Annotated in this window: 16 protein-coding genes and 2 riboswitches; of the genes, 15 read left to right on the forward strand and 1 reads right to left on the reverse strand. The window is 35.9% G+C overall.

Annotated features, from left to right (window positions below; genetic code table 11):
• The first annotated feature begins 6 nt into the window (after positions 1 to 6).
• The 8 genes from FG384_RS15465 (at position 7) to FG384_RS15500 (ending at position 10,003) form a co-directional block, all read left to right on the forward strand.
• Positions 7 to 1,728: a hypothetical protein gene (locus tag FG384_RS15465; protein ID WP_142643554.1), complete on the forward strand. Its 1,722-nt coding sequence runs from the start codon at positions 7 to 9 to the stop codon at positions 1,726 to 1,728.
• Positions 1,729 to 2,119: 391 nt separating this feature from the next.
• Positions 2,120 to 3,901 carry an McrB family protein gene (locus FG384_RS15470; protein ID WP_240793447.1) on the forward strand — a complete coding sequence of 594 codons (1,782 nt, stop codon included), beginning with the start codon at positions 2,120 to 2,122 and terminating at the stop codon, positions 3,899 to 3,901.
• A complete protein-coding gene (locus FG384_RS15475; protein WP_142643556.1) occupies positions 3,873 to 6,317 on the forward strand; it encodes a restriction endonuclease-like protein in 2,445 nt (814 codons plus the stop codon). Before FG384_RS15470 ends, FG384_RS15475 begins: the two co-directional genes overlap by 29 nt.
• Before the next feature lie 444 nt (positions 6,318 to 6,761).
• Positions 6,762 to 6,808, forward strand: a riboswitch (PreQ1 riboswitch).
• Positions 6,809 to 6,935: 127 nt separating this feature from the next.
• Entirely contained in the window at positions 6,936 to 7,436 is a 501-nt protein-coding gene (queF, locus tag FG384_RS15480; RefSeq protein WP_142643558.1) for a preQ(1) synthase, read from the forward strand.
• Positions 7,437 to 7,463: 27 nt separating this feature from the next.
• A riboswitch (PreQ1 riboswitch) is annotated at positions 7,464 to 7,507 on the forward strand.
• Between the two features lie 52 nt (positions 7,508 to 7,559).
• Positions 7,560 to 8,219 (forward strand): 7-cyano-7-deazaguanine synthase QueC, encoded by a 660-nt coding sequence (queC, locus tag FG384_RS15485; protein ID WP_142643560.1) that lies wholly within the window; start codon positions 7,560 to 7,562, stop codon positions 8,217 to 8,219.
• 3 nt (positions 8,220 to 8,222) lie between these two features.
• Entirely contained in the window at positions 8,223 to 8,696 is a 474-nt protein-coding gene (gene queD, locus FG384_RS15490) for a 6-carboxytetrahydropterin synthase QueD (RefSeq protein ID WP_142643562.1), read from the forward strand.
• The gene (gene queE / locus FG384_RS15495) at positions 8,689 to 9,417 is read left to right on the forward strand and encodes a 7-carboxy-7-deazaguanine synthase QueE (RefSeq protein ID WP_142643564.1); all 729 of its coding nucleotides are present in this window, start codon (positions 8,689 to 8,691) and stop codon (positions 9,415 to 9,417) included. The genes queD and queE overlap by 8 nt, the downstream gene beginning before the upstream one ends.
• A 46-nt stretch (positions 9,418 to 9,463) precedes the next feature.
• On the forward strand, positions 9,464 to 10,003 hold the full coding sequence (locus FG384_RS15500; RefSeq protein ID WP_142643566.1) for a VUT family protein: 540 nt from the start codon (positions 9,464 to 9,466) through the stop codon (positions 10,001 to 10,003).
• 241 nt (positions 10,004 to 10,244) lie between these two features.
• Here FG384_RS15500 and FG384_RS15505 read toward each other — a convergent pair whose 3' ends face one another.
• Positions 10,245 to 10,700, reverse strand: coding sequence for an 8-oxo-dGTP diphosphatase (locus tag FG384_RS15505; RefSeq protein WP_142643568.1), 456 nt, complete (start codon positions 10,698 to 10,700; stop codon positions 10,245 to 10,247).
• Between the two features lie 276 nt (positions 10,701 to 10,976).
• On the opposite strand from FG384_RS15505, the gene FG384_RS15510 reads away from it, so the two are divergent.
• From FG384_RS15510 to FG384_RS15540, 7 genes are all read left to right on the forward strand, one after another.
• The gene (locus FG384_RS15510) at positions 10,977 to 11,579 is read left to right on the forward strand and encodes a glycerol-3-phosphate responsive antiterminator (RefSeq protein WP_142643570.1); all 603 of its coding nucleotides are present in this window, start codon (positions 10,977 to 10,979) and stop codon (positions 11,577 to 11,579) included.
• Positions 11,580 to 11,858: 279 nt separating this feature from the next.
• On the forward strand, positions 11,859 to 13,160 hold the full coding sequence (locus tag FG384_RS15515) for an ABC transporter substrate-binding protein (protein WP_142643572.1): 1,302 nt from the start codon (positions 11,859 to 11,861) through the stop codon (positions 13,158 to 13,160).
• A gap of 75 nt (positions 13,161 to 13,235) precedes the next feature.
• Positions 13,236 to 14,144 (forward strand): carbohydrate ABC transporter permease, encoded by a 909-nt coding sequence (locus tag FG384_RS15520; protein WP_142643574.1) that lies wholly within the window; start codon positions 13,236 to 13,238, stop codon positions 14,142 to 14,144.
• Complete coding sequence (locus FG384_RS15525) at positions 14,134 to 14,958, forward strand: carbohydrate ABC transporter permease (protein WP_142643576.1); 825 nt, start codon at positions 14,134 to 14,136, stop codon at positions 14,956 to 14,958. Before FG384_RS15520 ends, FG384_RS15525 begins: the two co-directional genes overlap by 11 nt.
• 12 nt (positions 14,959 to 14,970) lie before the next feature.
• Entirely contained in the window at positions 14,971 to 16,068 is a 1,098-nt protein-coding gene (locus tag FG384_RS15530) for an ABC transporter ATP-binding protein (protein ID WP_142643578.1), read from the forward strand.
• Between the two features lie 21 nt (positions 16,069 to 16,089).
• Positions 16,090 to 16,902 (forward strand): sugar phosphate isomerase/epimerase family protein, encoded by an 813-nt coding sequence (locus tag FG384_RS15535; protein WP_142643580.1) that lies wholly within the window; start codon positions 16,090 to 16,092, stop codon positions 16,900 to 16,902.
• A 1-nt stretch (position 16,903) separates the two neighbouring features.
• On the forward strand, positions 16,904 to 17,704 hold the full coding sequence (locus FG384_RS15540) for an HAD-IIA family hydrolase (RefSeq protein WP_142643582.1): 801 nt from the start codon (positions 16,904 to 16,906) through the stop codon (positions 17,702 to 17,704).
• The last annotated feature ends 300 nt before the right edge of the window (positions 17,705 to 18,004 follow it).

Consider the following 18,004-nt stretch of genomic DNA (forward strand, 5'->3'; position numbering starts at 1 on the left):
AGTAATATGAGTAAACCAAATGAATTAGGCAAGAGACATGTATTGGATGTGTGTAATGCATTGAGACATTACTTAAATTCTGATTCAATGGAAAGTTATATTGAACCTGTCCAAGAAACGGTGAAGTACATAGCTGAGTTGTATCCTGATATCCAATCTGTTAGAAATAAATTCGAGACAGACAAACCTGATTTTAATCCAGATCTCATTCTAACCTTACATAATAAAGAAGAGGAAAAATTAAATTTATTTAATATAAAACGTAACGCAGCAATACAACCCAAAAATTTAGGTGCAAAGAGTTTTCTGGAAAATTACTTTATGTCACAGGAATTGCAAGAAAAATTCAATGCGTATTTTAGCAAAGAGTACGAACTTTATTTGCAAAGTATCATGGAATTTAGAGGGTATCGAAATGTCTATGACAGAATACCAGAATTAAAGAAGAAAGTTCTGGCTTGCTATCCTAAGTTTGAAGCTGAGATTAATCCATTTCGTAGAAGTTTCCTTTTTAGTTTAAGAGAATATTGTTTTCAATTAATGAAAGACGAATTTAATAATGGTACTACAGGGATTGAAAATGCTTTTAAAGAATTAATGATGTTAGATACTACTAATATTATAACAAGATACACTGGAGAGAACAAATGTTTCGGTGTTGAGGAATGGAAATCAAATATAAACATAGAACAAGAAATACAAATCTATAAAAAAGGGAACGACACAATTGGTATTCGATCTGGCACAGAGGCACTTACAATTAGATTTAAATTTGAGAGTGGTCCAACATCATCTGTAAAATTGGCAACTAGTTATGAGTGTTTCCCAGCAGAAGACGGAGTAGTACATAAGAATTTGCAGTCTATTAAAGTATTTGAGGGCTTGCTTGAAAGGCATAAGCAACTAAACAAATCAAATGATAGCAATGCAGTTGGTAAATGTAATGAAGCAATGGTTTATTATAGAGTTTTAGTAACAGATCCAAAAATCCATCAAGTAGACGAAAAGGATTTTCAAGTAATGTTGGAATCATACTCTCCTTATATATCAAGTAAAACTTTATTAGATATCCAACAATCTTCTAAAAAAGCAGTAGAGAAAATAGATGAATATTTAAAAGGGAAATACCAAGTTTATCAAATAGAAAGCATTCAATTAGTACCGGATAACTATCTAAAGGATCGTTTGGACACAAGCGATATGAAAATAATTATAAAAGTAGAAAAGCGATATGTAGAAGAAAATCTGTCATTAAAAGCCATATCTAAAAGCAGTGCTAAAATTACTGTCAAAAACCCAGGAGCAGGAACGATATTAGGTCCATTATATTTTGATACCGGATCCCTTACACTTGTAACGGATGAAGCGAAAGTCAAATTCAATAAAAAACTACTCACGCATCAACAATGCTTAGAAATGATATCAGCGGCATTGGGTGAAAGTTTGCAAGCAGCTAAGCAAGAGAAACTAAGAAAAGGTCTTGCAGCAATACGTGGAACAGCCACAACTATTATCACTGATTATGTAAAAGATAATAGTCTTATATTGGAACATGACGTAATTAAGGGAGTGGTAGAGGTATACCCGAAAACACCATCAACGATTCAAACAACTCTACGTTGGAATGAAAAACAAGAAGAACTGTCACTTCGAGTAAAGTTTAGTAAGGGACAAGATCATGGCTGGTCATCTATGAAATTGGCTTGTGAGTATAGGGTGGAGTTTTGAAAGCCATCTAAAGAAGCGCTATTAGATCAATATTTTAATTTAAAAAAAGGGAAAATAATTCTATCTAAAACTGGGATGAATGGATAGCCCATTCAATTATAGAAGTAAGTCAACTGCCTAATTCAGATACAAGAGCTAATATATTTTGTTGATGAAACCATTTATGAAAAAAAGCCGATTATACCCGCGGTAAAGACAGGTCATCACTGACTAATAGATGATGATTATTGAGATACATTCTCCTATGATTATAGTTATGTTAGTTTCGCTAAATAAATTATTACTATATCTATGGGTATCAAAGAAATGGATTGCGAAGAGATTAGCGATATATGACTAATCTTTTTCATGGAACATAGTTAAAAAAATATTTGAAACGAGGTGTTTTAAAATGAACAGAGAAAAGTTTAAAAATTGGATGGATGATAATTTAAATTGTAAAGAAATAACACGAAAAAAATATTTTGATGCTATAAATATAGTATCTAATGAGATGTCAGATTGGGGTCTGGATAAAGTAGATATATATTCACTTAATGATCCTGAGTTTATCGATAAAGTGATGTCATCAATTGGTTTTATTGAGAAAAATCGACGAGGTAATCAGATGTATAGTGCAGCATTGAATCATTATAAACAGTTTTTAGCTACAGATGTAAGTGAGGGAGAAAGTACAGTGACTGTAAATAATATTGAAGATGTAGTTCTAATCAAAATCAATAAAACTTATAAAGAAAACATGACTCCAGAAGAGCTTTATCATGCGACAAGTGTTAGCTGGGTTGCTAGCTTTAAAAAGACTGAAACAAGAGATTTAAAGTATTATTGTCCAGTCTATCAGAATAAGATTATTGAAGTATATGATTTCTTAGGATATGAAGAAGAAATGCCGAGAAGAGAACCACCACGATATATTTTACAAGGGCGGGTAACATCAGAGGAGTTAAGAAGTAAATTAGTCAGTTTAGATGTAGGAGATTTACATAAAGGAAGTGGAAATCCTATAAAATATACAAGTTTAAAGACTCTATTAGATATAAAAGAATACGTAGAGATTCCTTCAGAAGATGAAGTAGTATTGATAGAAACGTTGGGTGACGTTGATTTAATTGATCACATCTATTCCTTCATAACATCCAAAGGTTTCAACTACTCCCTTTCCAATATCAAAAATCTCTACCTATCCCTACGTAGTAAACCATTCGTTATTATCTCAGGCATTTCTGGTACAGGGAAGACCAAGATTGCGCAGTTGTTTGCTGAGAGTATTGAGGCGACAGAGGACAATGGGCAGTTTAAGTTGATACCTGTGAGGCCGGACTGGAGTGATAGTTCGGAATTATTAGGCTATGTGGATTTGAAGGGTGAATTTCAGAGAGGTCCACTGACAGAGATGGTTGAGCATGCGATGGATCATCCAAATCTGCCACATTTCGTTCTTCTAGATGAGATGAATTTAGCACGGGTAGAATATTATTTTAGTGATGTATTAAGTGTGATGGAAAGTCGTAAAAGAGATGGCGACAAGATAACTTCTTCGCTACTCTTAGATGGGAAGTATACGGGTCGTGAGATAAAGTTGCCTGAAAATCTTTATATTATTGGTACGGTGAATATGGATGAAACAACGCATCCTTTTAGTAAAAAGGTGCTGGACCGTGCAAATACGATTGAGTTTAATGACATTTATCTAGATCGTTTTGATTTCTTAGAGAGTCATGAAGAGGTGGAAGCGCAACGGATTTCAAATGAGCAGCTAGAGCCAAGTTTTATTTCACTAAAAGATGTTTGGATGAAGCAAAAACCTTTAGTGGAAAAAGTGTCGCAAAAATTAGCGGATATTAATAAATATTTAGAATCGATTAATGCGCACGTTGGTTATCGTGTGCGGGATGAGATTTGCTTTTATATGGTACATAACGAAAATGCGGAATTATTAGAGGAACACGAAGCATTTGATTTTTGTGTGATGCAAAAGATTTTACCGCGAATTACAGGTAGTGATGGGCGAATTGATCAATTGTTAGAGAATTTATTTACCTATATGACAGGTGTACCATACGATGCTGACAGTGTTCAAGAATCTAGAGAATACCCTCGTAGTGCAAAAAAAGTTGCAGAAATGTTAAGGAGGTATCATACGGATGGCTTCACGTCTTTCTGGATTTCCTAAAGACAAAGAGTTGGTGGTCATCGAAACGGCTGATTTAACATGTATTATAAAGGGATCTGCTGAGCATCCCCAATATAATAAGCTGCAACAACATATGTCTTTCAAAGTAGAAGACTATATGCAATTTCGGTGTCGTGCAGAGAATATAGAGGATGTACACGTATATGATGTGTTGACGGGGAAGATGTTGCCCTATGCAGAACAACAATTTGTCCCTATATTCTTTGAAAATGGATGTTATGAAGTCATTATTCTACCTAAGACAGATGAGCAGCTAACATTTTATCATGAATATCCGGAATTCCGTGAAGCGGTTAGTAAAATCTCAAGAAGAGACATTTTAACAGGTACATTGCATTTTCGAAATGAAGTAGGGTTAACTTCTTTTGAGATTCGAGGGAATCATAATCGTCGGTTAGTAGATGTTGTGTTAGAAATTTTTCCGACGAAGCTAGATTATAAAAGAGATTACAAAGTATTGTTGGATGAAGTGAATGAAGAGATTTATAATTTAGCCTATCATTTTATTAAGCGAACGTATTTGCAAGGGAGTGCCAAGATTTATAAAGAGCCCTCGCTAGCGGAGTTTTATAGATTGATTGATCTTCATTTTGAGCAGTATATGAGGGCGTTAGATCGAGTGGAGAAAGTTTCACATCATCAATTGATTAAGAGCTACGTTGAAGTGCGAGGCAATCAATTAAGAAGACAAGATCAAAAGTCTTTAGCATACATGCGAAAGAATGCGGTGAAGTTTGTTGATGTTCCGAATGGTATATCAATAGGTAGTAGAACAGTTATGCCCACTAAAGGATTGCTAATGAAAAAAGAACATACGGCTGATACCCATGAAAATCGCTATGTGAAATGGACAATGCTACGTATTGTGACACGCTTGAAAGATTTGAAGCGGGTGATAGAAAGTTCTTATACATGGGGCTATAGCAAAGTAGATAACGAGCTACAAGGTAAGTTAGAATCGATGATTGAACAAACTGAAAAACGACAGAAGAATGTATTTTGGCGAGAAATAGGGAAGCTGGATCGTTCTGTGATGAGTCTTGTATTGCAAATGGCACCAGGTTATCGAGACGTGCTACAAGTGTACACAACGATTAGCAAAAGTATTGTGTTGCAAGGCGAGATTTATAAAATGTCTATTAAGGATATTGCGACGTTATATGAATACTGGACATTTTTGAAGTTAGGTCAACTATTAGCCAAGAAGTGTAGACAAGTGAGTCAAGACATTGTAAAGGTGAATACAGAAGGGTTATTTGTTAATTTAGATAAGTCACGAACAGCCGAACGAAAGTATGTTCATCCTGTTACAGGAGAAGAAATTACCCTGAAATATCAATTTGATACAACGAGTAATCGAGTGCCTACTGTACAACAAAAACCAGACTCGATGCTGAGTATTGGAAAGAACGGTAAAGACTATCAATACCAGTATATTTTTGATGCCAAATATCGACTAGACCTTGAAACATACAGTGTGCCAGGACCGATGCAAGATGATATTAATACGATGCATCGTTACCGGGATTCTATTGTAGTAAATTCGGAAGGTCGCTATGAACGCACAGCATTCGGTGCTTATGTGTTATTCCCTTGGCATGAGGAGAGAGAATATGAGCAGCATCCACTCTATCGTAGTATAGAAAGTGTCAATATAGGAGCCTTACCATTTTTACCGAATGCGACTACTCTAGTAGATCAGTTCATCGATAGTTTATTGAATAAAAGCCCTGAGCAGCTCCAACAAGAGGGTATATTACCTAAAGGTGCAATGGAACCTATCGATTTGTATTCAACTGACTATGTACTGAATTGTGTTGTGAATGAAGATGAACAGATGCAATCGCTATTAATGGAGCGGATATATAAAATGCGAATTGCTGATGTACAAGCGGGATGGCAACGTATTCGATTTATCGCTATTTACGAAGAGCTAAAATGGCAAATAAGCTACTTTGCTGAGGTCGTGAGGGTTGATATTGAGGGTGATTATATTCACTTCAAAGTAAGTAGTTGGCAACCAAAAGCGATTGCAGGTAACGGTTATCAAATCAATAATCATGCGACATTCTATACCAATTATTTTTTCCAAGCCAATACGCTGGTAGATTTACATTCAAAATCAGAAGAAGAATTTACTCTTTGGAAAATAGTCAATCGTATTTCAAATAATGTTCAAGTGAATTTGGATCATGAATATGTAGATCAAGCGAACAAGATAGTATCTTTTACATTTGAAAAATTTGTATTGGAAATTCACCCTAACTTAGGGGAACTTTGGTTTACCGGTGACGATTTTAAAGAAATCATGCAGATGGCGTTGATTCGAGAAAATGAATCGTATATTTTTAAGCGTATGATTGAGTTGATATATCCAAGTTATAGTGTGAAATAAGGAGTCAATAGAGAAGGATGAAGGGTACCGATCTATGATGCGATTCTGACTTTTTCGAGTAACCGAAATAGACCTACTTGGGAGTGTAAAGAAAACCACGAAAAGACTTTTTTTGAACTACATTAAGGGTTTTGGAATACAATTTAATACAAAAACAAATGAACTATGGAACGACCAGAACAAATTATAAGGACAATTAATAATCCGTCATCCGAAGACTATGAATATACACTACTTTCCTTTATTGGTTATTCAAGAAACTAGATCAGATGCTGTTCAGATTGTCCTTGCAAATGATCTTAATAAAGGAATTTCAGCAAAATTAAGAACCTCATTAGAAACTATAAAATAAAAGTTTTGCATTAGTCAGAAAAATAGCAGTGGATAATGTCTATTTGACGTTTTCGAAAGTATTCTATATCATGTATAAGTACCCGAACATAATCGGGAGAGGTTCATAGCTAATACCCTCTATAAAAAACTATGGATACATGACTTTTCGCCATGTCCATATTTGGACGTGGCTTTTTTGTTTTTATCCTATATGTTTGCAATAGAATGGTTGGAGTTGCCTCTTTAGAAAAGTGTTGGGAAACATTTTATTAGGAGGTTTTTATTATGTCTGGAAGAAGCCAAGAAGAAGGTTTAAAGGATTTGACATTGTTAGGTAATCAGGGGACTCAATACTCATTTGAGTATGCACCAGAGGTATTGGAGTCGGTAGATAGTCTTCATACCAATCGAGATTATTTCGTAAAATTTAATTGTCCGGAGTTCACTAGTTTGTGCCCAATTACACAACAGCCTGATTTTGCAACGATGTATATATCGTACATACCGGATAAAAAAATTGTAGAGAGTAAATCACTAAAATTATATTTATTCAGTTTTAGAAATCATGGTGATTTCCATGAAGATTGCGTCAACATCATTATGAACGATTTAATCAAATTACTTGATCCAAGATATATTGAAGTTTGGGGAAAATTCACACCACGTGGCGGAATTTCCATTGATCCATGGTGTAACTATGGTAGACCAGGTACTAAATACGAAGAGATTGCAAACTATCGTTTGATGAACCATGATCTTTACCCAGAGAAAATAGATAATCGATAAACAAAGAATTGAATAGTCTGCATTATGAAGGAAGAGGTTTTTAGCTACCCTCTTAAAAAAACTAAGAAGAACACAGCATTCTTTTTAGGGTGCTGTTTTCTCGTAATAAGGGAGTTTTTACAGATGAAGCAGGAAAAAGCAATCATTGTGTTTAGCGGAGGTCAGGACAGCACCACCTGTCTGTTCTGGGCAAAAGAACGTTTTAAAGAGATTGAGGCAGTTACTTTTGATTATGGTCAAAGGCATAGTCTTGAAATTGAATGTGCGAAAGAGATAACAGAGGAGCTCGGTATTAAGCATCACATTCTGGATATGTCCCTTCTGAATCAGCTTGCACCTAATGCATTGACTCGAGATGACATAGAGGTGGAAGAAGGAGAAGAAGGCGAGCTGCCGTCGACTTTTGTGCCTGGCCGGAATCTGCTCTTTCTTTCATTTGCTGGAGTTTTAGCGAGCCAAGTAGGAGCCAAGCATATCGTGACTGGAGTTTGTGAAACAGATTTTAGCGGATATCCAGATTGCCGAGATATTTTTGTTAAATCTTTGAACGTAACGCTGAACTTATCAATGGACGATACCTTTGTCATTGATACACCGCTGATGTGGCTAAACAAGGCACAAACATGGGAGCTTGCTGATCAACTCGGCGCACTTGAGTTTGTTCGGGAAAGAACGTTGACCTGCTATAACGGTGTAATTGCAGATGGCTGTGGTGAATGCCCGGCGTGTAAGCTTCGAAAAAAAGGGCTTGATGAGTATTTAAGTTTCAAGAAGGAGTCCTAAGACATGTCTGATTTTAGAATTGTTGATAAGCTCCAAAAAATAGATGAAGATATTCAAAGCAGTCAATTAAAGTATCATTCAAAGCGTGTTCTCGTGAGCAAGGAATTTACCTTCGATGCTGCCCATCATTTACATAATTATGAGGGGAAATGTAAAAATCTGCATGGTCATACGTATCGTGCCGTATTAGGGGTGAGTGGATACACGGATGAACGCGGTTTGATGATTGATTTTGGCGATATAAAAGAAATTTGGAAACAAGAAATAGAGATTTATTTAGACCATCGTTATTTAAATGAAACGCTTCCATCGATGAATACGACTGCAGAGAACATTGTAGTCTGGATTTACGAAAAGTTGGCTGAAGCCTTGATTGATGAACAACAATATAATGGGGCGCGTGTAGAATTTATCAGGCTGTATGAAACTCCGACAAGCTATGCCGAAGCAAGACGGGAGTGGATGGAAGTTGAGTAAAGTACCTGTTATGGAGATTTTTGGACCGACGATTCAAGGTGAGGGAATGGTAGTGGGCCAGAAAACAATGTTTGTACGGACTGCAGGCTGTGACTATTCCTGTACCTGGTGTGATTCATCTTTTACATGGGATGGAAGCGGCAAGCATCTGATTGTCCAAATGACTGCAGAAGAGATTTGGTCTGAGTTGAAACGTCTTGGAGGTAATGGTTTTTCATTTGTCACGATTTCGGGTGGAAATCCGGTACTCCTTCGAAATTTGGAAGCACTCATTGCAATTTTAAAAGAAAATGAGATAAAAATCGGAGTGGAGACACAGGGGAGCAAATGGCAGGAATGGCTGTATGATATCGATGAACTGACAATATCACCAAAGCCTCCGAGTTCCGGAATGACCACTGACTTTTCGGTGCTCACTAATATCTTCGAAAAACTTAATAATCGAAACAGCGAGCAGCATACATCTCTCAAAATAGTCGTTTTCAATCAAGAGGATTATGAGTATGCCAAGCAAGTTCACCTTCGATACCCGACGATTCCTTTTTATCTCCAGGTAGGTAATGATGACATCACGACGACTGACAATCCGCGGCTGATCCATCATTTATTGGAAAAGTACGAAGCCCTAATCGACAAGGTGATTGCGGATGATGAATTAAGAGATGTCAAAGTTTTGCCACAGCTACATGCCCTGGTTTGGGGAAATAAAAGAGGTGTATAGTGGGCAACCACAAAACTAAATCTAAATTTACTTGAGGAGTAACAACATGAGAATATTATTCTATTTATTATCTATTGTCACCGCTAACGTGGTAACGGCAGCATTTGCACCATTACAGCTTGGAATGTTTATCGTTCCTATGGGAACTTTTCTGATCGGAGCGACCTTTATTTTCCGAGATCTTGTGCAAAATAAATACGGAAGAGCAAAGACATATTTATTTATTATTACAGCTTTAGCCTTATCCGCATTCGTTTCATTCATGCTTGGGGATACGCTGTTGATAGTGGTGGCATCGGCTCTTTCATTTGTTGTCGCTGAAACAGCTGATACAGAAATCTATACTAGATTGAAACTCCCAATGGCTTGGCGTGTATTTTACAGCGGAATTGTTGGAGGATTTCTAGATTCTGTTATTTTCGTTGTAATTGGCTTGAGTCCACTTGGTGCCAATTTTCTACCTTGGGAAGCTGTACCATTCGCTATTATAGGACAAATTATCGTGAAAACTATCATTCAAATGTTCGGTGCCCTGATTTTGAATCAAGCTCGTCTAATGAAGGAAAAACGCCTTATTTCAGAATAATTCTATGAAAGGGGGGCAGCATTTCCATTCTGAGTTACTATCCATATGAGCTAATATGGAAGGAGGAAGGAAATGTTGCTATAACTTTTTCGAAGTATTAGTAGTTATGATAAGTTTCGAAATTAAATTTAGATAATCCTTTTAGATTATGCCCAATCATATAACCCCATAATATTCTTACACACACAATTAAAAAGTATTAAAATATCTATTACCTTTAAATCATGACCAATTTTCTAAGTTATTGCCATTTTAATTGACCAGGGGTATGTTCATTCCAAACACCGAATCCTTCTGAATGCTTTTTATCTAGAAACATTGGTAATCTTTCTATCATTCCCTTTGCAAGATTAAGTCTCGATAACTCCTCTTTTTTTACCCAAAATATACTACCTTCATCAGTTTTATCTAGCAATTCTCCGCTAAACACTTCTGTTCTATAATTAAAAACAAAAAATTTTTCACCAGTTTCATTATTAAACCAATGAATAACTCCACATGGTTCTAAATTAGAAATCGTTAATCCTGTTTCCTCTTTTACTTCTCTGATAGTGGAATCGATTAGAATTTCCCCATCCTCCACGTGTCCTCCAGGAAATGAAATGCCTTTCCAAGATTTAATTCTATCTTGAACTAGAACTTTATTATTTTCTTTATCATAAACCATACACATATTTGTTAATTTAACCTTAGACACAAAAAAATCCCCCTTAATGTTTCTAAACGCCACTTATTGCTAAACTGCCCCTTTAAGTGCTTGAATTGCTTGTTCATTTAATTGCACAGGTACCCTCTTTTCTGTCGATTCTACCATTACTTTAACTGATAAAAAAAGAAGTGAAACCATTTTTGTTAGGGGAATTTTGTGGAAGAATATACAAAAAATCACCTGTATGCTCTATAGTAGGGAAGGATACCATCTGTAAAGGCTTTGCATATCAATAAAAAGTATGTCATAGGAAGGAAAAGAAATATGAAAAAAGATAATGATGTACAGATTCTACAAGAAAGACTAAAAAAGTATAAAATGGTTGCCGCCGTTAAAGAGCCTAAGTATATTGAACAAGCTATTAGTTATAAAGAAAATATAAGTGCCATTTTGTTGATGACAGGAACCATATTAACTGTAAAAAGATATGTAGATTACATCCAGTCTAAGGGTATTCCTGTTATCTTGCATGTTGAAAAAATAGGTGGATTAGAGATGGATCGGGACGGGATAGAGTTTATCAAAAGAAATGTGCAACCGCACGCAATAGTTACAACAAGAAATGGAATTATCAAAAAAGCAAAATCTAGCGGACTATTTGTTATTCAACGATTTTTCTTGATTGATACGGAGGTTTATACAAACCTAGTTAAAGAAATTAAGCATATTCAATCAGATGTCATTGAGATTATGCCGTGCCGAGCTCCGGACTTTCTAAAAAAAATATCAGAAATTTCACCAGTACCTACTATAACCGGTGGGCTTTTAAATTCACCTGAACATGCTATACAAGCATTAGAAAATGGGGCTCTAGCTATCACAACATCAAATCCTGAAATATGGAAAATGAATTTTATTGAAATGTAAACCAAGAATTTACATTCCATTAATACTAAGATAATAATTACTCGTTATTGTATAAACATAAAGTGAATACATAAACGGTGCGAACAGAGAGACCTCAAATGAAGTGTATATAAATATACACTTCATTTGAGGTCTCTATTTTTTCGCTCAGGGAGGTGAGTACAAACTCATTATTATATTTACCGTTGACTATTTTGAGTTTCATTCATATTTAAACCGAATGAAAAAAGAGAGTTTTTAAAGAAAACACACTACTAATTTATGAAGGAGAAAAATTAAATGAAATCATTTTTAAAATTATTTAGCTTAATTTCACTAGCTTTTGTGTTGACGGCATGTGGCAATTCAAGTGATTCAACAGACAAGGACTCTTCATCCAAAGGTGAAAAAACAGTAATAGAATACTGGCATGTAAACGCAGAAACTCAAGGTGGAAAAACGGTAGAAGAATTAGTAAAGGCCTTCAATGAGCAAAGTGAAACAACGGAAGTGGTAGCGAAGTATAATCCGGATATGTATAAAGGACTAATGCAGAATTTACAAGCGGAAGCTGCTGCTGGAAAAAGTCCAGCTGTGGTGCAGGTTGGATGGTCGTTTTTGGATTATTTCTCCAATAATTTCAGCTATATATCTCCTCAAGAAGTAATAGATCAGCATTTTAAAGACGACAGCACGTTTATTAAAGATAATTTCTTAGAGAATGTTATGGATTTAGCTAAAAACTCAGAAGGTACACAAGTAGGAATTCCTTATTCATTGAGCACGCCAGTTCTATATATTAACAGAAGTCTATTAAAAGAAGCTGGGTTAAATGAAAATGGACCTCAAACTTGGCAAGAAGTACAAGAATTTTCAAAAGTCATTAAAGAGAAAACAGGAAAACATGGTTTTTATATGCAAGAGCCTGCAGATAACTGGGCGACACAAGCTTTATTAGAAAGTAACGGTGCACGAATGCTGACAGATGGTAAAGCAACTTTCGCTTCAAAAGATGGGATTGAAGCCTATCAGTTATTGGCGGATATGATTAATAAAGATAAAACAGCTCTTCACCTTCCATGGGATCAAGGTGTGCAAAGTTTTATAGATGGTAATGTTGCTATGGCATACACAACAATTGCAAGACGTTCCCAAATTCAACAAAATGTAAAATTCGATGTAGCTGCAGTTAAATCACCTGCTTGGGAAGGAAAAGAAGTGAGATTACCAGCTGGTGGTGCGATGTTGGCGATTACTGCTCAAGAAGAAAAACAACAGAAGTCTGCATGGGAATTCATGAAATATCTATACAGCGTTGAATCCATGGCGAAATGGACAGAAGGAACAGGTTACGTTCCTCCACGCAAAGACGTTGCAGAAGCAGAAAATGGTCTTAAAGCATATTTGGAAGAAAACGAAATGATGAAAGCAGCTGTAGAGCAAATGGATGGTGTTGTTCCATGGACTTCCTTCCCAGGTGATGCAGGCTTACAAGCGGAGCAATTATTATTAGACACGCGAGATGAAATCCTTGGCGGAAAAGTAAGTGTAGACGAAGGGTTGAAATCCACAGAAGAAGAAATCAATCAATTATTAAAGTAGTATCAACTTCATTGGAGCTTACCAAAAACCATGATGAGTAAGCTCCAATGAATCAACACGGGGGGAAAGTAAAAAATGCATGCTGTAAAAGCAACAAACAAAAGAATGTCGAAAGAACAGTGGTTAGCTTATGGATTACTTATTCCCACCTTGCTTATTTTCGCGTTGTTCATGTTTTGGCCTTTTGTATATACAATCTATTTAAGTTTTTTTGATTGGAATATGGTGAAGCCTACGAAAGAATTTGTAGGTTTTCAAAACTACATAGATGTTCTATCTGATCCAAATACATATAAAGTATTTGGGAATACATTCTTATATATCGTTTTACTATTGATAATAAATTGTTCCATCCCTTACGTTTTCGCATTTATCCTTGATTTGGTTTTGAAAAGATATAAAAACTTTTATAAAGGCGCGATGTTTTTACCGTCCGTTATTTCATTAGTAGTAGGATCGATACTATTTACATGGATATTAAATCCAGTATCAGGTCCAGTGGCTATTATTCTGGATTGGTTTGGTGTGGAAATGCCTATTTGGAGTAAGATGGATGGCTGGGTCATCGTCGTTTTAAGTTTAATCACGTCATGGAAAGTATTTGGTTATAACTTTATTGTTCTCTATGCTTCCATCAATGGTATTTCACGAGAAATTATAGAAGCAGCCAAATTGGACCGTGTTCCGTTATGGAAGATATTTTTTCATATCGTATTGCCTATGAGTGGAGCCACAGGTATATATGTCCTGATTATCACTATCGTACAAGGACTTCAATATGTATTTACACCGATCAAAGTCATCACACAAGGTGGGCCTAACTATGCCAGTGCAAATGCTATCTATCACGCTTATCATGAGGCATTTGTGCTGTATCGAACAGGACATTCAGCAGCCTTATCCATTTTGACAATGGCTATTTTTATAACTTTACTCATTCTTGAATTCAAGTTTGTGGAAAGAGGTGTTCATTATGAAAACTAGTCGTTTCAAATCGATACCTTGGCATATTGTTTTTATGGTAACAATCGTGATTCTTATTTTTCCAATTATCTTTGCAATTGGCATGTCCTTTAAACCCTTAGAAGATGCGTATAATAACACAATAAATTTTCTCCCAATACATCCTACCTTAGAAAATTATTTAACATTTTTCGATAGTATGGATGTGTTAAAGATTACCTCGAATACGTTTATCATTGCATCTGTTGTTACCTTTTTTAAAGTAATTACTTCTTTTTTAGCAGCATATGCATTTGTGTTCTTGGAATTTAAAGGGAAAAACACTTTGTATTTTCTTTTAATCAGCATGATTTTCATCCCATTCTCGATCACGATGATTCCAAATTATTTAGTCATATCCGACCTTGGATTGTCAGATAGTATATGGGGAGTCATTTTACCGCAGCTTGCAGACGCTGTAGGAATATTTTTACTTAGACAGTCTATGAAAACCATTCCTACTTCTTTAATTGAAGTAGCGAGATTAGACAATTTGGGGCATGCACGAATTATGAAGGACATAGTGCTCCCGCTTGTTAAACCTGCTATCACGTCAACTGGTATTTGGTTCTTTATTTTATCTTGGAATGAATATGTATGGCCTGTACTCATTTTGAAAACTGTCGACAATTACACACTGCCTTTAGCTTTACAAATGTATATCAGTTCAGAAGGCGGAACAAATTTCACTGTCGCCATGGCAGTAGCCGTGATCACGATGATCATACCCTTAACATTATATTTAATGTTCCAAAAATATATCATTGGGACATTTACTTCTTCAGGAATTAAGTAAAGGCGGGATATTGTGAAGGAAATTCGATTTGAAAATGTTTGCAAGTCATATGGGAAAACAGAAGTAGTCAAAAATTTAAATTTAACGATAAAAGAAGGCGAGCGCCTAATTCTACTAGGTCCATCAGGATGCGGAAAATCTACAACGTTGCGCATGATTGCTGGTCTAGAAGATATTACATCAGGATCATTATATATGGGGGACAAAAGAGTCAATGAACTTCCAAGTGGAAAAAGAAATGTGGGCATGGTTTTTCAAAACTACGCTTTATACCCTCATATGAATGTAATTCAAAATATTACATACGGGCTAAAGGTTCAAAAGTTTCCAAAGGATGAGATTAATCTAAGGACAGATGCTGCCTTAGGCATGCTCCAGCTAAAAGGGTACGAAAACCGATTACCAAAAGATTTATCTGGAGGACAAAGACAAAGAGTCGCCTTAGCAAGAGCAGTAGTCAAACAAAGTGATTACTTCTTACTAGATGAACCATTGTCCAACCTAGACGCTCAATTACGAGTGTCAGCTCGAAAAGAATTAGTTAAGATACATGAATTGTATAAACAAACATTCGTTTATGTTACCCATGATCAAGTAGAAGCGATGACCGTTGGCGACCGCATTGCATTAATGTACCAAGGTCATCTGCAAATGGTCGATACACCTGAAAATGTATACAACCGACCAGCTAATATATTCACAGCAAAATTTATTGGTTCTCCTCCTATGAATGTGATAGACATGGCATTTGATAATAGTAATGACAGTGCCTACCTTGCTGGCCAAGAGATACCGCTACAAGAGGAATGGCGTAATTATATACGTCAGACGGGAGTCAAAGAACTGGCTTTTGGCATTCGACCTGAACACATTACGCTTTCTAAAACCCAGCTGAAGAATGGGTTAAAGGGCTTTGTAAAGTATGTAGAAAACCACGGGAGCAGTTATGGAGTTTATATCGATTTAGAAGGAAATGAAATCATCGCCATGAGCGAATCAAATAAATGGCCTCCAAAGGAAGCTATTTATGTAGAACCGAGATTAGATAAAATGCATGTTTTCGATAAACAGACAACCAATTCTATTGGATACCCAACATCAATTAGATAAATAATGGAGGATTGAATCATCATGAAAAAAAGCATTAGTTATTCCGATTTAGTACTTTTGTCAAAAGATATTATAGAAAACGTGAAAGATTTAATACAACACGGAGCAGATAAAATCGAGTTATTAATGGATGGACAAGAGTGGAATGAAATGGAGGGGAGATTTCAGGAACTTGCATCACAACTACAATCCTTTCCTGTTACTTATACTATTCATCCTCCAGCATGGGATATTAATCTGACAAGTGAAAACCTAGCGACTAGAGAAACTGCTTTTTCTGAATACAAAAAGTCCATTCAATTTGCCGGTATGATTGGGGCGAGTCATGTGGTAATTCACCCGGGATTCTGCTTTTCTCCAGTGTTTAATAAGCAAACAGCTCAACAACGCGCAACAGAATATATAAACGAATTATGCAAAATAGCGAAAGAGTTAGGCGTTAAATTGGCTATTGAAAATGTAGGGTATAACGGAAGCTCTATTTTCACCCAAAATGAGTATACGAATTTCTTAAATAATGTAGATGAAACGGCCGGTTTTTTAATTGATACAGGTCATGCCCATTTAAACAACTGGAATATTCGACAATTAATCAAAGACACAAAGGATCGTCTTCTTGTCTTACACATTCATGATAATGACGGTACGGGAGACCATCACTTGCCAATTGGTGAAGGAACAATCGAGTGGGAAGAAATCTTTGCTGCAATAAATGAATATGCACCGAACTGCGAGTTCATTCTAGAATATGCACCTAATACACCTTTAGAAAAATTGCATGAAGGAAAGGCTCTTCTTCAGAAAGAGATTCAAACTAACCAACTGGGAGTATAAAATGTTACATATAGACGATTTTGAAGCCTATTGTTTTGATTTAGATGGAACCATCTATGTGGGGAATCAGCTTTTACCGGGTGTAAAAGAAACGATTGATATTATAAGAAGGAACCATAAAAAGATCCTTTTTATCACCAATGCCCCTACACATACGAGAGAAGATTGCCATCAACTACTTTGTTCATTAGGAGTGTCAGCGGAGCTAGATGAAGTCATTACGGCTTCTTCTCTATCTGCTACCTATTTCTTAGAAAACTTCCCTCATGCAATCATATACATCGTGGGGGAAAGAGCGATTAAACAAGAATTCACTCGCAATTCATTAAACATAACAGAAGACCCTTTAGAAGCTACTCATGTGCTTGTAGGATTAGATCGTTCCTTCACTTATGAGAAGCTGAATTCGGCCATGAATGCTATTCGTAATGGAGCTCAACTAATTGTGACTAATCCAGATCCATCTTGTCCAGTTCCAGGAGGATACATGGCTGATACACTTGCTATAGCTAAAGCAATTGAAGTGGCCTCTGACAAAAGCATTGATCAGGTCATTGGAAAACCATCGTCATATTACGCAAATAAAATTCGGGAAAAATTATCAACATCAAGCGACAAATGCTTAATTGTTGGAGATAGACTTGAAACAGACATTATGATGGGGAAAACAAACAATATTCAGACCTGCCTTGTATTGACAGGTGTGTCTAGTAAAAAGGATATTGAGAGAACCAACATTACTCCAGATTATATAATCGAGGACTTAAAAGAGCTGTTTAGTGATACTAGAAATCCTAGTTAACCACGATTATTAGATAAAGTAAGAGCCTCCAAATTTCAGGAGGCTCTTATTGCATCGTTTAAGTAAGTTGTCGATTTATTTTTGAATATTCTTGTACATGAATTGGTCCATAAGATGCTTTCGGATTTAGGTTTCGCAAATTTTCTCCAAAATGTGGTCGAAATAGATGAAACCGATAAACCATCACTTAACTTAAATAATTTAGCAGGTGCAGAGAACAGTTGTTTCAGGATGAAGAGTTAATCTTTTTAAAGATAAGTGAGCTAAACAAGCTAGACTACAATCAAAGGTTTGAAATTT

The organism is Psychrobacillus vulpis, from assembly GCF_006861825.1.
Lineage (GTDB): Bacteria > Bacillota > Bacilli > Bacillales_A > Planococcaceae > Psychrobacillus > Psychrobacillus vulpis.

Excerpts from the sequence above, each read along its gene's own strand:
- FG384_RS15465 (WP_142643554.1), top strand. The coding sequence starts at position 7 with ATGAGTAAACCAAATGAATTAGGCAAGAGACATGTATTGGATGTGTGT.
- FG384_RS15470 (WP_240793447.1), top strand. The coding sequence starts at position 2,120 with ATGAACAGAGAAAAGTTTAAAAATTGGATGGATGATAATTTAAATTGT.
- FG384_RS15475 (WP_142643556.1), top strand. The coding sequence starts at position 3,873 with ATGGCTTCACGTCTTTCTGGATTTCCTAAAGACAAAGAGTTGGTGGTC.
- queF (WP_142643558.1), top strand. The coding sequence starts at position 6,936 with ATGTCTGGAAGAAGCCAAGAAGAAGGTTTAAAGGATTTGACATTGTTA.
- queC (WP_142643560.1), top strand. The coding sequence starts at position 7,560 with ATGAAGCAGGAAAAAGCAATCATTGTGTTTAGCGGAGGTCAGGACAGC.
- queD (WP_142643562.1), top strand. The coding sequence starts at position 8,223 with ATGTCTGATTTTAGAATTGTTGATAAGCTCCAAAAAATAGATGAAGAT.
- FG384_RS15500 (WP_142643566.1), top strand. The coding sequence starts at position 9,464 with ATGAGAATATTATTCTATTTATTATCTATTGTCACCGCTAACGTGGTA.
- FG384_RS15510 (WP_142643570.1), top strand. The coding sequence starts at position 10,977 with ATGAAAAAAGATAATGATGTACAGATTCTACAAGAAAGACTAAAAAAG.
- FG384_RS15515 (WP_142643572.1), top strand. The coding sequence starts at position 11,859 with ATGAAATCATTTTTAAAATTATTTAGCTTAATTTCACTAGCTTTTGTG.
- FG384_RS15520 (WP_142643574.1), top strand. The coding sequence starts at position 13,236 with ATGCATGCTGTAAAAGCAACAAACAAAAGAATGTCGAAAGAACAGTGG.
- FG384_RS15525 (WP_142643576.1), top strand. The coding sequence starts at position 14,134 with ATGAAAACTAGTCGTTTCAAATCGATACCTTGGCATATTGTTTTTATG.
- FG384_RS15535 (WP_142643580.1), top strand. The coding sequence starts at position 16,090 with ATGAAAAAAAGCATTAGTTATTCCGATTTAGTACTTTTGTCAAAAGAT.
- FG384_RS15540 (WP_142643582.1), top strand. The coding sequence starts at position 16,904 with ATGTTACATATAGACGATTTTGAAGCCTATTGTTTTGATTTAGATGGA.